Source organism: Kitasatospora sp. CB01950, from assembly GCF_001905465.1.
Classification (GTDB): Bacteria; Actinomycetota; Actinomycetes; order Streptomycetales; family Streptomycetaceae; genus Kitasatospora.
Window position 1 is genome coordinate 587,750 of the sequence record NZ_LISX01000002.1, and the last position, 13,421, is coordinate 601,170.

A 13,421-nucleotide genomic window follows, 5' to 3' on the forward strand; every position below is an offset into this window, starting at 1 on the left:
TCGGCGCCCCCATGGGCGCCTTTCCGGGCGCGGAGGGCGCAGCCGGCCCGCAGGGGCCGTTCGCCGGGCCGTTCTGCCGCTTCTGCGGTTCGGTCCCCGCCGTGGAGGCCACCGTCCGCGGTCACCAGGGCATCGTGGTGATCATGCGCTTCCTCAAGCTGGGGGGCCCGTTCTGCCGCGACTGCGGTCTGGCGACGGTGCGCCGGATGACCGCGCGCAGCATGTGGCAGGGCTGGTGGAGCTACGGCTCGATGGTGGTCAACCCGGTCACCATGCTGTACAACCTGGTGGCCTGGTCGAAGATCCGCCGCCTGTCCCCGCCGCTGCCGGGCGCGCCGGGCACCCCGGCCGCGCCGGGCCGTCCGCTGTGGCAGCGGGCGGAGGTCCTCGGCCTGCTGCTGCCGGTGCTGCTGGTCGCGGCGCTCGTCTGGAACGTCGGCCACCAGCGGGACGACACGAGCATCGGCGCGCCGACGCACGTGAACGTCGGCACCTACCCGAGCCCCACCAGCAGCGCCGCCGACCCGGCGAACGTGAAGGTCGGCGAGTGCCTGCACCAGCTCGGCAACTCCGAGCGCACGTTCATCGTCGTGGTCCCCTGCGGCGCGGCGAACGCCGACGCCGAGGTGGTCGGCCGCTCCACCTCGACCGGTGACGACGCCTGCGAGGCCTACCCGAAGACCGACAGCCGGCTCGTCCGGGAGACCGGCGCCCACCCGGTCACGCTCTGCCTGCGGAAGGTGCAGCACACCTCCTGACCGGATTTCGCGACCGCCCGTCCCCGCGACGCCGGGGGCGGGCGGTCGCGTGTCGCTCAGCCGCGCGGCGTCAGCTTCACCCGGACCGGGCCGCGGACCTCCAGGGTGATGCCCGTGCCCAGCGGGACGTCGGTGTCGACGGCGCTCACCTCGAACTCCCGCAGCAGCATGGCCAGCGCGAGCACCGACTCCATCATCGAGAAGTGCTGGCCGATGCAGGCGCGCGGGCCGCCGCCGAACGGGAACCAGGCGTAGCGGTGCCGGGCGGCCTCGCGCTCGGGGGTGAACCGCTCGGGGTCGAAGCGCTCGGGGTCCTCCCAGTGGTCGGGGTGGCGGTGCGTCACGTACGGGGCGACCAGCACGTCCGCGCCGGCCGGGATCTCGACGCCGCCGACCACGGTGGACTTCACGGCCCGCCGGCCGACCGAGTACGCGGCCGGGAAGAGCCGCATCGTCTCCTTCAACACCTTGGTCAGGTACGGGAGTTCGGCGTAGTCGGCGGCGGTGGGGCGACGGCCGTCGGCGAGCAGGTCGGCGGCCTCCCGGTACGCCAGGCGCTGCTCCTCGGGGTGCTTGCCGAGCAGGTGCAGGGCGAAGGTCATCGAGGTGGCGGTGGTCTCGTGGCCGGCCAGCAGGAAGATCAGCACCTGTTCGCGCAGTTCGGTGGCGTCGAGCTGGTTGCCGTCCTCGTCGCGGGCCTTGGCGAGCAGGCCGAGCAGGTCCTCGCCGTCCCGGTCGTCCGTGACGCCCTCGGCGGCGCGCCGGGCGATGATCCCGTCGCACACCGCGTACAGGGTGCGTTCGGCCTCCAGCGCCTTGCGGTGGCCGGGCAGCGGCCACTCGCGCGGCAGGCGGACGGGGGACATGCCGCGGCTGCGGACGAACGCGGCGAGGGTCGGGAAGGCGTCGTGGACGGTCTCCACGGCCTGCTCGACGTCCTGCCCGAACAGGATGCGGGCGACGGTGCGCAGCGCGAAGCCGGACATCTCCTCGGACAGCTCGACCGTGGCGTCGGGCCGGGCGGCCCAGCGCCCGATCAGCGATTCGGTCTCGACGGCGATGGCGTCGGCGTACCGGTCGACCCGGCGGCGGGTGAACAGCGGCTGGACCAGGCGGCGTTGGCGCAGGTAGTCCTCGTCCTGGGAGGTCAGCAGGCCGTTGCCGAAGCTGGCCCGGATCTCGCCGTAGAAGACGTTGTCCTTGCGGAAGTTGGCCGATTCGGTGGCCAGCACCTGCTGGGCGCCCTCGGGCGAGGCGACCAGGTAGAGCTGGGCGCGCAGCCCGGGCGGGCCGGCCTGGATGCGCAGCACGTCTCCGTGTTCGCGGCGGGCGGCGAGGTAGGTGGCGAGCGCGTCGCGCTTGAGGTCGAGCAGCGAGCCGATCAACGGCAGTCCGGCCGGGCCGGGCACGCGGGTGGTCGCGGTCATGGAATTCCCCCTCTGTCGGCGGGCGAACCCCCGCACGGCAGGGGCACGCTGACTGCGCGTCAGTATTCCCTGGTGGGACGCGGTTTGGCGAGGAATGTGCGCGGTGGCCGGATCCGGCGCTTGAGGGCGGCACATGCGGCCCTTAAGTTGGCCTTAAGGTCGCTGGTGCGAGGGCGCGGGGCTGTCGAGCCCCGCAGCTGCGGCACTATGCTGCGACACTATGATCTGCTGATCGGCCCCCGACCACCGCCGTGTCCGCCCACCACGACCAGGGGAACCCCTCCATGCGCAGCGCCAGAAGCCTCCTCGCCGCCACCGCCGTGCTCGCCCTCGCGGTGGGCCTGACCGCGTGCACCGCCAACAACTCCCCGTCGAACAACTCGGCGCAGAACGCGCCCAAGGTCGAGGGCACGGTGACGGTGTTCGCGGCGGCCTCCCTCAAGGAGTCCTTCACCGAGCTCGGCAAGCGCTTCGAGGCCGCCTACCCGGGCGCCAAGGTGACCTTCAACTTCGGCGGCTCCTCCGCACTCGCCCAGAGCATCGTCTCCGGCGCGCCCGTGGACGTGTTCGCGGCGGCCAGCCCGGCCACCATGAAGACCGTCACGGACGCCAAGCTGACCGGCCAGGACCCGCGGGTGTTCGTCCGCAACACGCTGGAGATCGCCGTCGCCAAGGGCAACCCGAAGCACATCGCCGGCCTGAAGGACCTCGGCGGCGCGAAGACCGCGCTGTGCGCCAAGGAGGTGCCGTGCGGCGCGGCCGCCGTCACCGCGCTGAAGGCCGCCGGCGTCGAGCTCACCCCCGCCACCTACGAGCAGGACGTCAAGGGCGCGCTCACCAAGGTCGAGCTCGGCGAGGTGGACGCCTCGCTCGTGTACCGCACCGACGTGAAGGCGGACGCGGCGAAGATCGACGGCGTGGAGTTCCCCGAGGCCGCGCAGGCCGTCAACGACTACCCGGTCGTCGCCCTCGGCAAGGCGCCCAACGCCAACGGCGCCGCCGCGTTCCTCGGCTACCTGAACTCCATGGACGCCCGCCGGGTGCTCACCGACGCCGGCTTCCAGGTGCCGTGAGCACTCCCCGAACCACCACCGCACCACACCCCCGGGGCCGGCGGCGGCCCCGGGGGACCCCCCGTGTCCCGGCAGCGCTGCTGCTGCCCGCCCTGCTCGGCCTCGCCTTCCTGGTGCTGCCGCTGCTCGGCCTGCTGATCCGCGCGCCGTGGAGCGCGCTGCCCGAGCTGCTCACCGGCCCCGAGGTGTGGCAGGCGCTGCGGCTGTCGCTGATCTCCGCGACCGCCGCCACCGGCGTCTCGCTGCTGCTCGGCGTCCCGTTGGCCTGGCTGCTGGCCCGCACCGATTTCCCCGGCCGCCGCCTGCTGCGCGCCCTGGTCACCCTGCCGCTGGTGCTGCCGCCGGTGGTCGGCGGCGTCGCCCTGCTGCTGGTGCTCGGCCGCAACGGCATCGTCGGCCGCTGGCTGGACTCCGCGACCGGCATCACCCTCCCGTTCACCACCGCCGGCGTGGTCGTCGCCGAGGCGTTCGTCGCCATGCCGTTCCTGGTGATCAGCGTGGAGGGCGCGCTGCGCGCCGCCGACCCGCGCTACGAGGAGGCCGCCGCGACCCTCGGCGCGTCCCGGCTGACCGCGTTCCGCCGGGTCACCCTGCCGCTGGTCGCCCCCGGCATCGGCGCGGGCGCTGTGCTCGCCTGGGCGCGCGCGCTCGGCGAGTTCGGCGCGACCATCACCTTCGCCGGGAACTTCCCCGGCCGCACCCAGACCATGCCGCTCGCCGTGTACCTCGCCATGGAGTCCGACCCCGAGGCGGCCATCGCGCTCAGCCTGATCCTGCTCACCGTCTCCGTCGCGGTCCTCGCCGGACTGCGCGACCGCTGGATGTCCACGCCGTGACCGCCGCCCTCGACGCCCGCCTGTGCGTCGCCCGTGACACCTTCACCCTCGACGTCGCGTTCTCCGCGCAGCCCGGCGAAGTCCTCGCCCTGCTCGGGCCCAACGGCGCCGGCAAGTCCACCGCGCTGCGCGCCCTCGCCGGGCTGCTCCCGCTCACCTCCGGCCGACTCGCCCTCGACGGCTCGGAGTGGGACTCCCCCTCCGCGGGCGTCTTCGTTCCCGCCGAGCAGCGCCCGATCGGCGTGGTCTTCCAGGACTACCTGCTCTTCCCGCACCTGTCCGCGCTCGACAACGTCGCCTTCGGCCTGCGCTGCAAGGGACTTCGGCGCGCCGCAGCCCGCGCCGAGGCACTGCCCTGGCTCGAACGCATGGGCCTCGCCGAGCACGCCGGGCAGCGCCCCGCGAAGCTCTCCGGCGGCCAGGCCCAGCGCGTCGCCCTCGCCCGCGCCCTCGCCGTCCGCCCCCGCCTGCTGCTCCTCGACGAACCGCTGGCCGCGCTCGACGCCCGCACCCGGCTCGACATCCGCGCCGAACTCCGCCGCCACCTCGCCGAGTTCGAAGCCGTCGCGGTGCTCGTCACGCACGACCCGCTGGACGCGATGGTGCTCGCCGACCGCCTCGTCGTCATCGAGGCCGGCCAGGTCGTCCAGACCGGCCGCCCCGCCGAGGTGGCCCGCCGGCCGCGCACCGACTACATCGCCCGCCTGGTCGGACTCAACCTCTACCAGGGCACCGCCGACGGCCGCCGCGTCACCCTCCCCGAAGGCCAGGTCCTCACCACCGACCAGGAGTTGACCGGCCCCGCGTTCGTCGCCTTCCCGCCCGACGCGGTCACCCTGCACCGCCACCGCCCCGAGACCAGCGCCCGCAACCTCTTCCCCTGCACCGTCGCCGGCCTCGACCTCCACGGCGACCGCTTCCGCGTCGACCTCACCGGCCCCCTCCCCCTCGCCGCCGACCTCACCCCCACCGCCGCCACCGCCCTCGACCTCACCCCCGGCACCCCCGTCTGGGCCGCCATCAAGGCCACCCAGACCCACGCCTACCCGGCCTGACAGGCGAGGAGCGGCCGACCGGCGCAGAAGGACGGGCCGTCATCGACGCCGAACCCGCGCCTGCCACCACACCCGGCTCCCCGAACGCCGCCTCCCGCCGCCTGCCCGAGTTCGCGCCCAGGCCTGGACGGGCTCAGGCCTGGACGGGCTCCGCCGCCCCGCGTCGGGAACGGGGCGTCCGTTCGTCGCGGGTGGTCGCCGCGGCCACCGCGCATGCCGCCAGCGCGAGTGCCGCCGCCGCGAGCGGGAACCAGCGCCCGCCCAGCAGCCCGATCGCCGCCGACCCGGCCACGCCGCCGGCCGCCGTGCCCAGGTACAGCGCGCTGCTGTTCAGCGAGATCAGCAGTGGCGCGCTGGCCGGATCGATCGACGCCAGGCGGTGCGGCAGCGCCACCGACACCGCCCACCCGGCCAGCGGCACCACCAGGGCGTACCCGAGCGCCCCCGGCATGGAGCGCCCCAGCCAGGGCAGCGCGGCGAACGCGCCCGCCGCTGCCGCCGAGCCGGCCAGCAGCACCCGGCGCACCCCGAGGCGGTCCACCAGGCGTCCGCCCAGCCAGCTGCCGGCCACCGACATCAGACCGACGGTCAGCAGGATCACGCTCAGCCGACCGCCGTCGCCGCGGGTGGCGCCCGAGACGGCGGTGGCCAGGTAGATGTAGACGCTCTGGAAGGCGAGGAAGAACACCAGCGTGGTGGCCGCCGCGCCAAGCACCCGGGGCCGGGCCAGCGGCGCGAGGCGCGACCGGAGGGTGGGGGCGGCGACGGGGGTGGGCAGGTCGCGCAGCAGCAGGGCCAGGCCCGCGAGCGCGGCCAGTCCCAGCGCGGTGACCAGCCACATCGTCAGCCGCCAGTCGGCGCGCCCGACCCAGGTCCCCACCGGCACGCCCAGCGCGGTGGCGACCGTCATCCCGCCGAGCACGGTGGCCAGCGCCCGTCCGCGCCGCTCGGGGGCGACCAGGGTGGTGGCCACCGCGTTGGCGGTCGGCGTGTAGAGGGCGGCGCCGGCCGCCGCCAGCACCCGGGTGGCCAGCAGCAGCCCGTAGGTGGGGGCGAGCGCACTGAGCGCGTTGGCCGCGCTGAACACCACGAGCGCGGTCAGCAGCAGGCGCCGGCGCGGCCAGCGGGCGGTGAGCGTGGCCAGCACCGGGGCGAGGAGCGCGTAGCCGAGCGCGAAGACGGTGACCAGTTGGCCGGCGGCCGGCACCGACACCCCCAGGTCGGCGGAGACGGGGCCGAGGATGCCGGCCACCACCATCGAGTCGGTGCCCACGGCGAAAGTGCCGAGGGCGAGCAGGAGCAGACGTACGGGCACGGGAAGCCCCCCGGGGCGCAGGAACGGGTTCGGCGAATGGCAGGACTGCGCCACCAACCGTTGGACGAGCATGCAACAGTTGGACGCTCGTCAAACATTCGGGGATGGGTGGATAATTGTCAAACAATCACCGCCCCGGCCCCGGCCCCGAGGAGCACGCGCCACCGTGACCGACACCGACCGGCTTCCCCAGCCCGCCGCCGCCGACATCGACCTCGTCACCGTCCTGCACGCCCTCGGCGACCCCGTGCGCATGACGCTGCTGCTCAGCTACGCCGACGGCGCCGAGCACTCCTGCGACCCGGGAGGCCTCGGCCTGGAGCACCTCCACAAGTCGACCGTCTCCCACCACATGCGCGTCCTGCGCGAGGCCGGCGTCACCACCACCCGCGTCGCCGGCCGCAACCGCCTCGTCAGCCTGCGCCGCACCGACCTCGACACCCGCTACCCCGGCCTGCTCGACGCCCTCCTCGCCGCCGCATCCTCCTGACCGACCGACACCAGCTGCTGTGCGCACGGGGCAGGCGATGACGCCGGCGTCGGACCCGTCCGCCCGCCGAAGCAGCGGCACCCGCGGCCGGCCCCTCCTCCCCCACCCCCTCCGCCCACCGCGGCAATCCGGCGGCCGTCCGGTGACCGTCCTGCGACCGAGGCATCGCCGCCGTCCCCACCGGTCCGTCGGCGAGGCGCTGCGGCACCCGGAGCCGCACGGTACCGGCGCCCGTCCCCACGCCAGCCCGCCGGGACGCGAGGTCCGAATGCCGCCAGCACCCGGCCCCCGGTCGGACGAGGATCGAAACCCTCCGGTACTGCGCCGCCCCGCCCCCGCAGGGCCCCCGTGGACGCCGCCCTCGCCGACGGGCCGTCCCGCTCACGGGCGGGACGGCCCCGGTCTCCGTACCGCCGCCCGACCCGCACCCGAGGACATCCCGTGCACACCGCCACCGCCCCGACCGCCGCCGAACGCGCCCTCGGCACCGCCGACTGGTCCGCGCTGACCGTCGAACTCGACTCCCACGGCTGCGCGTTGACGCCCCGCCTGCTCGACCCCGCCCAGTGCCGGCAGCTCGCCGCGCTCTACGACCGGCCCGAACTGTTCCGCAGCACGGTCGACATGGCCCGCCATCGCTTCGGCTCCGGCCAGTACCGCTACTTCACCCACGACCTGCCCGAGCCGGTCGCCGCCCTGCGCGAGGCCCTCTACCCCCGCCTGCTGACCGTCGCCCGCGCCTGGGCCGACCGGCTCGGCCGCCCCGCGCCCTGGCCCGACACCCTGGCCGAGTGGACCGCCGGCTGCCACGCGGCCGGCCAGGACAAGAGCTCCCAGATCCTGCTGCGCTACGGCCCCGGCGACTGGAACGCCCTGCACCGCGACGTCTTCGGCGACCTCGTCTTCCCGCTCCAGGTCGTCGTCGGCCTCGACGTGCACGGCACCGACTACACCGGCGGCGAATTCCTCCTCGTCGAGCAGCGGCCCCGCGCCCAGTCCCGCGGCACCGCCACCGTCCTGCCCCAGGGCCACGGCCTGGTCTTCACCACCCGCGACCGCCCCGTCCCCTCCGCCCGCGGCCACTACGCCGCGCCCGTCCGGCACGGTGTCAGCACCGTCCGCAGCGGCCGCCGCCACACTCTCGGCCTGGTCTTCCACGACGCCTGACACACTGCTCACCATGATCAACGACGACATACCCGCCCCGGCCCCGGCCCCGGCACGCACCTACACCCTCATCGGCCCCGACGGCCGCCCGTACACCAGCACCACTCCCGGCACTCTCGGCGGCTACCGCCGCGATCGCCTCTACGGCCGCCTCGACTGCCCCTCCGCCCTGCGGTTCATCGCCGCAGGCGGCTACGTCAGCAACCGCGTCTTCTTCCCCGACGAGGCCACCGCGATCGCCGCCGGCTACCGGCCCTGCGCCAAGTGCCTGCCCGAGAAGTACCGGCAGTGGAAGACCCGAGGGACCCCCGAATCGTGAACGTCCGTTCCCCCTTGATCCCCACCCCCGAGGCCGCCGCCCACGGGCCGCTGCCCGCGCCCGCCCCGCACACCGCCGCCGAACTCGCCGCCCTGCTGCGCCTGCTCACCGAGCACCGCCGCCCGCCCCTGCACAGCGTCACGATCGGCCACAGTCGCGACGACGCCTCCCGCGCGGCCGCCACCGCGTTCGCCGACGCCTGGCGCGCCGCCGGCCGCACCGTCCTCGCCGTCGTCGACTGGCCCGAGCAGGCCGCCTCCTGGCTGCGGCCCGCCCACCGCCTCACCGACCCCGGACCCGACGCCCTCGTCATCGCCGCCGCCCCGCTCGGCTGGGCCCAACTCGCCCGCCGCCTCGCCCGCAGCACCCCCTGGCGCCCGGAGCGCACCTTCGGCTTCGCCTCCCTCGCCGAACCGGCCGCCACCGCACTCGCCGGACCGGGCGTCCTGGACGGCGTGCGCGGCGCAGGCCCGGACGGCGGCACCTGGCGGATCGACCACGGCTGGACCGACTCCTTCCCACCCCCGGCACCGGACGACGCCGCGTGAACGCCGCGCCCGCCCCGACGCAGTCCAGCCGCATCGCGGCGTAGTGCTTCGAAGCGTCGCAGTCCTCGGGCGGATCGGTCCGTTTTCGGTCAGATGCGAGTCGACACGCATGACACGTTCAGTCGCCGGATACACACTCTCAGGCACCTGAGCGTCTTCCGGGCTACATGTGAATGAACACAAGGATGTGTCAACGCATGGTGAATGTCGCAACAGTCGATTCGCAGTTACGGGGCTTTCGCGAGCGGGGCTACCTGGTCCTGCCGGGCTGGCTCTCGGACGACTTCGTCCAACGCCTCGCGCAGGAGGTGGACTTCTGGGTGGACGCGGGCTGGCGGCAGCGATCGATCGATGCCTGTGGGCGCCCCGCCGACGGCGAGGCGCCCGAGGTCGTGGAGCTCGATCTGGCCGCACACGGCGAACTGGCCGTGCATCCACAGCTGTTGGAGCTGATCTCCCGCAACGAACTGCTCGGCCGCTCCTTCGTCTTCCACCATCTGCACAGCGACCGCCGCCCGTGCGCCGGTGGCGGCAAGAGCTGGCACCACGACTACGAGCAGCCGGCCGGCGGCGGACGCCGGCACCCGATGGTCCACACCCTGCACTACATCCACGGGCTGCGTCCGGGAATGGGCGGGCTGGCGGTGCTGCCCGGTTCCCACCGGGAGCCTCTCGGCAAGGACGCGCGCGGCCACCTGGGCACCGACGCGCTCCCTGGCGAGGTGCTGATCGACGACCTGCCGCCGGGATCGACCGTGATCCTGCACTCCGCCCTCTTCCACACCCGTCGGGCTCCTGTCGCACCGGAGACCGGGGCGCGCTACATGATCGACGCCTCCTACTGCCGCACCGGCGTACAGTGGCCGCCGGTCAAGCCGTACTGGCGGCAGATCCTGAACGCCGCGAACCGCCGCGGTCTGGCCCGCGACCGCTGGCCCGAGCTGTTCGCCGCACGGCACTTCACGGAGTACGTCCGCCCGGCGGAAGGGGCAAGGGCATGAGGGTCCTGGAGGCCGTGCCGTTCGAGGCGGTGATGGAACACTTCTCGCGGCAGCACCCGCACGACCCGTCGGACGCGGCCAACTCCAATGACGAGGCCCTGCGCCACGTCACCAACGCGCAGCGCATCCTGCGGGGCCGCTGGCACAAGGTGCTCCTGGACGGGCCGGAGGTCCTGCGGGTGGCGCTCCCCTGGCACCTGGGCGAGGCCGGCGAGGTCGAGCTGGTCCCTCGCACGGGCCTCACGGTGACCGATGCCGCCCGCCGGCTGAGCCGTCTGCACGCCACCTACGCCACCACCAATCCGCTGTGCGCGGCCAAGCTCGCCCGGCAGCAGACCGATGCCCCACCGCTGCCGCTCTTCCTGAGCACCGCGCCGATGCCCGGCCCCGACTACGAACTCCTTTCGGGGCGCCACGACTTGATCCATCTGGACGGTCTGCACCGGATGCTCGCCTGGGCCACGGCCGGGCGCCTGACTCCGGGCCGCTGGACGCCGGCGTACGTCGCGGGGCTATCCCCGTCCGACGTAGGGCATGGCGCTGGGCATGACCAGGACCGACTGGATGTTCACGCCGAGCGGCAGGGCGGCCATCGCCCGGACCATGTCCACGACGTGGCGCACGTCCATCGTGGGCTCGACCCGCAGTGACCCGTCCGCCTGCCGCACGGCGGGCTGGGGCCGGTCCTCGGGGGTCACGTTGCCGATGTCGATCTGGCCGCAGGAGATGTCGAAGCGACGGCCGTCGAGGGACAGCGATCGGGTCAGGCCGGCCACGGCGTGCTTGGCCGCGGTGAACGCGATCGAGTCCGGCCGAGGCACCTGGGAGGAGGGGGCGCCGTTGTTGATGATCCGTCCGCCGCAAGGGTCCTGGTGCTTCATCAACCGGAACGCGGCCTGCGAACAGAGGAAGGTGCCGGTGGCGATGGATCCCATGACCCGGTTCCAGTCCGCCGCGCTCACCTCCTCGACCGGGACGTACGGCATGGTGTCGGCGGCGTTGTTGAAGAGCAGGTCGAGCCGCCCGAACCGGTCCGCCACCGTGTCGAAGAGGGCTGCCACGGCGTCGGGGTCGGTGATGTCGGCCGCCATGGGGACGGCACGGTCACGCAAGTCGACCGGGGCGAGGGCGGCGGTCTTTTCAAGCCGTTCGACGCGACGCCCGACGAGCACCACCGTCCAGCCGTCGGCCAACAGGCCCAGCGCGCAGGCCCGCCCGATGCCGGTCCCCGCTCCCGTCACGATCGCGGTCTTGCTGACCATCCGTCATCTCCTTCTCCACAAAGCCCACTTGGGCGCGCCACCCGAGCGTGCCCACCGGCCCCACCCTCGAACCGGGAGCGACACATGATTGGCGACATCCAGGCACTGGGCGGCACCGAAGGCAGCCGCGCCTGGTACGAACGGGCACAGGCGTCCCTCGCCGGCGGCATCAGCTCCTCCGCCCGGCTGACCTCCACCGGTCCGCACCCGTACCCCCTGTACATGGCCGGCGGACGCGGCGCGCGGATCCGCGACGTCGACGGCAACGAGTACATCGACTACCTGGCCGCCTACGGCAGCGCCGTCCTCGGCCACGCTCCCTCGGTCCTCACCGATGCCCTGGAACCGGTGCTGCACGGCGGCACGATGTTCGGCACCTGCAACACCGCGGAGGTCGAACTCGCCGAACTCATACAGGAGATGGTTCCCTGCGCGGACCTGGTGCGGTTCGCCAACTCCGGCAGCGAGGCGGTCCAGGGGGCGGTCCGCGCCGCCCGCGGCCACACCGGGCGGACGAAGATCCTCAAGTTCGAGGGCCACTACCACGGCTGGACCGACGTGCTGGCCGTCTCCAACCGGCCCGGCGCCGACGAGGCCGGCCCCTACGACCACCCCCACCCGGTGCCGCACTCGCCGGGCATCCCGGCCGGAGTCGTGGACGACGTGGTGGTCTGCCCGTGGAACGACCCCGCCGCCCTGCGCGCCGTGCTCGACGCCCACCGGGGCGAACTGGCCGCCGTCATCTGCGAGCCGATCGTCGCCAACAACGCCTGCACGATGCCCGCGCCCGGCTTCCTGGAACTGCTGCGCGAGGAGTGCACGCGGCGCGGCATCGTGCTGATCTTCGACGAGATCTGCACCGGCTTCCGGACCGCACCGGGCGGCGCGCAGGCCCTGTTCGGCGTGGTTCCCGACCTCGCGACCTACTCCAAGGCCCTGGGCGGCGGTCTGCCCATCGCCGCCTTCGCCGGCCGGCGCGAGCTGATGGAACCGCTCGCCACCGGTCGCCTCAAGCACGGCGGCACCTACAACTCCTCCCCCCTGTGCGCCACCGCGGGCCTGACCACCCTGCGGGAGTTGAACCGCCCCGAGGTCGTCGAGCACATCGACGCCACCGGCCGCCGGATCATGGAGACCATCCGGCGGGCCGCCCACGACCGGCGCGTGCCCTGCGCCGTCCAGGGCGTCGGCGCGCTCTTCCAGGTGGTGTTCACTCCCGGCGGTACCCCCACGACGCAGTACCGGGACCTCTTCGACGCCGACACCGCCCGCTACGCGGCCTTCCGCCACGAACTGCTCAAGCACGGCGTGCACACCAACGCCTACGGCCTGGCCTGCTGGTTCGTCTCCGCCGCCGTCACCGCCGACGACCTGGCGGCCACCTGCAAAGCCATCGAACGGTCCTTCGACGCACTGTCCGCCAAGTGACCTCCGATCACCGGACGTTCGACCCCGCCCGGCCGCCGCCGCCGGATCGCGGAGGATGGTGCCCATGCGCGCACGTTTCGACCACCCCGAGCCCCGCCACGTCCTGCCGGGCGAGCACCCCGCGTGGGACCGGGCCCTCGCCCTCCTCAATCGCGACCTGGCGGCGACCCTTCCCGAGCAGGGCTCCCTGCAACTGCTGGCCCTTCCGTCCCACGACGAGGACGGGCCGGAGAACGTCCACGTCGCCCTGGCCAACGGCGAGTGGCACGGCAATTCCCTCGACCCGGAGTCGGCGGACGACCCTGCCGCCGCACTGGCCGCCGTCGCCGACGCCGCCCAGGAGACCGTCACCGAACGCCTGCGGCGGGCGTGGCCGCTGTGCGCCGAACACGGCCTGGGCATGCATCCGCGGGACGCGGACGGGCAGTTGTCCTGGTCGTGCGCGGGAGAACGGTCACGTCGCGGCCCGGCCCACATCCGCGCGGCCGTGGGCGGCCTCGACGCCTTCGTCCGCCCACGCCGCCCCCACCGGAAGGGGCGACGATAGTCCCCCCGCTCGACCCGTACCGCGCCCGGCGTGGGCCCGGTGCTGCTTCCAGCGCCCGCGGCCCCGGACCGTACGTCAACGGTCAGCCGGGTCAGGCCTGCTCCTCGCGCCCGCGGGGGGACGGCCCCTCCTGCCGCGCCGATCTCCACAGACACGGTGCTGCCGCGGCCACGTCCGCCACCGCCGGGCGACACG

The 13,421-nt window shown here is 74.0% G+C and carries 14 protein-coding genes and 1 pseudogene; 12 read left to right on the plus strand and 3 right to left on the minus strand.

Features of this window, described 5'->3' with window-relative positions:
• Positions 1-11 precede the first annotated feature (11 nt).
• Positions 12-758, plus strand: coding sequence for an LppU/SCO3897 family protein (locus AMK19_RS07425; RefSeq protein ID WP_073809079.1), 747 nt, complete (start codon positions 12-14; stop codon positions 756-758).
• A gap of 56 nt (positions 759-814) precedes the next feature.
• Here AMK19_RS07425 and AMK19_RS07430 read toward each other — a convergent pair whose 3' ends face one another.
• On the minus strand, positions 815-2,185 hold the full coding sequence (locus AMK19_RS07430) for a cytochrome P450 (protein WP_073809080.1): 1,371 nt from the start codon (positions 2,183-2,185) through the stop codon (positions 815-817).
• A 284-nt stretch (positions 2,186-2,469) separates the two neighbouring features.
• Here AMK19_RS07430 and modA point away from each other — a divergent pair, with 284 nt between their 5' ends.
• From modA to AMK19_RS07445, 3 genes are read left to right on the plus strand one after another with little or no spacing between them, the layout of a single operon-like run.
• The gene (modA, locus tag AMK19_RS07435; protein WP_073809082.1) at positions 2,470-3,258 is read left to right on the plus strand and encodes a molybdate ABC transporter substrate-binding protein; all 789 of its coding nucleotides are present in this window, start codon (positions 2,470-2,472) and stop codon (positions 3,256-3,258) included.
• The gene (locus AMK19_RS07440; protein ID WP_073809084.1) at positions 3,255-4,094 is read left to right on the plus strand and encodes an ABC transporter permease; all 840 of its coding nucleotides are present in this window, start codon (positions 3,255-3,257) and stop codon (positions 4,092-4,094) included. Before modA ends, AMK19_RS07440 begins: the two co-directional genes overlap by 4 nt.
• Positions 4,076-5,149 (plus strand): ABC transporter ATP-binding protein, encoded by a 1,074-nt coding sequence (locus AMK19_RS07445; RefSeq protein ID WP_073809648.1) that lies wholly within the window; start codon positions 4,076-4,078, stop codon positions 5,147-5,149. Before AMK19_RS07440 ends, AMK19_RS07445 begins: the two co-directional genes overlap by 19 nt.
• Before the next feature lie 133 nt (positions 5,150-5,282).
• Here AMK19_RS07445 and AMK19_RS07450 read toward each other — a convergent pair whose 3' ends face one another.
• A complete protein-coding gene (locus AMK19_RS07450) occupies positions 5,283-6,464 on the minus strand; it encodes an MFS transporter (protein ID WP_073809650.1) in 1,182 nt (393 codons plus the stop codon).
• A gap of 166 nt (positions 6,465-6,630) precedes the next feature.
• On the opposite strand from AMK19_RS07450, the gene AMK19_RS07455 reads away from it, so the two are divergent.
• The 6 genes and pseudogenes from AMK19_RS07455 to AMK19_RS36935 all read left to right on the plus strand — a co-directional run.
• Positions 6,631-6,954, plus strand: coding sequence for an ArsR/SmtB family transcription factor (locus AMK19_RS07455; RefSeq protein ID WP_073809086.1), 324 nt, complete (start codon positions 6,631-6,633; stop codon positions 6,952-6,954).
• A gap of 441 nt (positions 6,955-7,395) precedes the next feature.
• On the plus strand, positions 7,396-8,121 hold the full coding sequence (locus AMK19_RS07460; protein ID WP_073809087.1) for a 2OG-Fe(II) oxygenase: 726 nt from the start codon (positions 7,396-7,398) through the stop codon (positions 8,119-8,121).
• 13 nt (positions 8,122-8,134) lie between these two features.
• Positions 8,135-8,440, plus strand: a complete 306-nt coding sequence (locus AMK19_RS07465) for an Ada metal-binding domain-containing protein (protein WP_073809089.1) — start codon at positions 8,135-8,137, stop codon at positions 8,438-8,440.
• A complete protein-coding gene (locus AMK19_RS37955; protein ID WP_274536959.1) occupies positions 8,437-8,988 on the plus strand; it encodes a hypothetical protein in 552 nt (183 codons plus the stop codon). Before AMK19_RS07465 ends, AMK19_RS37955 begins: the two co-directional genes overlap by 4 nt.
• Before the next feature lie 197 nt (positions 8,989-9,185).
• Positions 9,186-9,989 carry a phytanoyl-CoA dioxygenase family protein gene (locus AMK19_RS07475; RefSeq protein WP_073809090.1) on the plus strand — a complete coding sequence of 268 codons (804 nt, stop codon included), beginning with the start codon at positions 9,186-9,188 and terminating at the stop codon, positions 9,987-9,989.
• Positions 9,990-10,021: 32 nt separating this feature from the next.
• A pseudogene (locus tag AMK19_RS36935) lies at positions 10,022-10,459 on the plus strand (DUF6309 family protein); the annotation flags it as partial.
• A 42-nt stretch (positions 10,460-10,501) separates the two neighbouring features.
• Here the strand turns inward: AMK19_RS36935 and AMK19_RS07480 are convergent.
• Entirely contained in the window at positions 10,502-11,251 is a 750-nt protein-coding gene (locus tag AMK19_RS07480; RefSeq protein WP_073809092.1) for an SDR family oxidoreductase, read from the minus strand.
• Positions 11,252-11,335: 84 nt separating this feature from the next.
• Here AMK19_RS07480 and AMK19_RS07485 point away from each other — a divergent pair, with 84 nt between their 5' ends.
• Together AMK19_RS07485 and AMK19_RS07490 are read left to right on the plus strand one after the other, a co-directional pair.
• Positions 11,336-12,679, plus strand: a complete 1,344-nt coding sequence (locus AMK19_RS07485) for an aspartate aminotransferase family protein (protein WP_073809093.1) — start codon at positions 11,336-11,338, stop codon at positions 12,677-12,679.
• A gap of 64 nt (positions 12,680-12,743) precedes the next feature.
• Complete coding sequence (locus AMK19_RS07490) at positions 12,744-13,226, plus strand: hypothetical protein (protein WP_073809095.1); 483 nt, start codon at positions 12,744-12,746, stop codon at positions 13,224-13,226.
• Positions 13,227-13,421 lie beyond the last annotated feature (195 nt).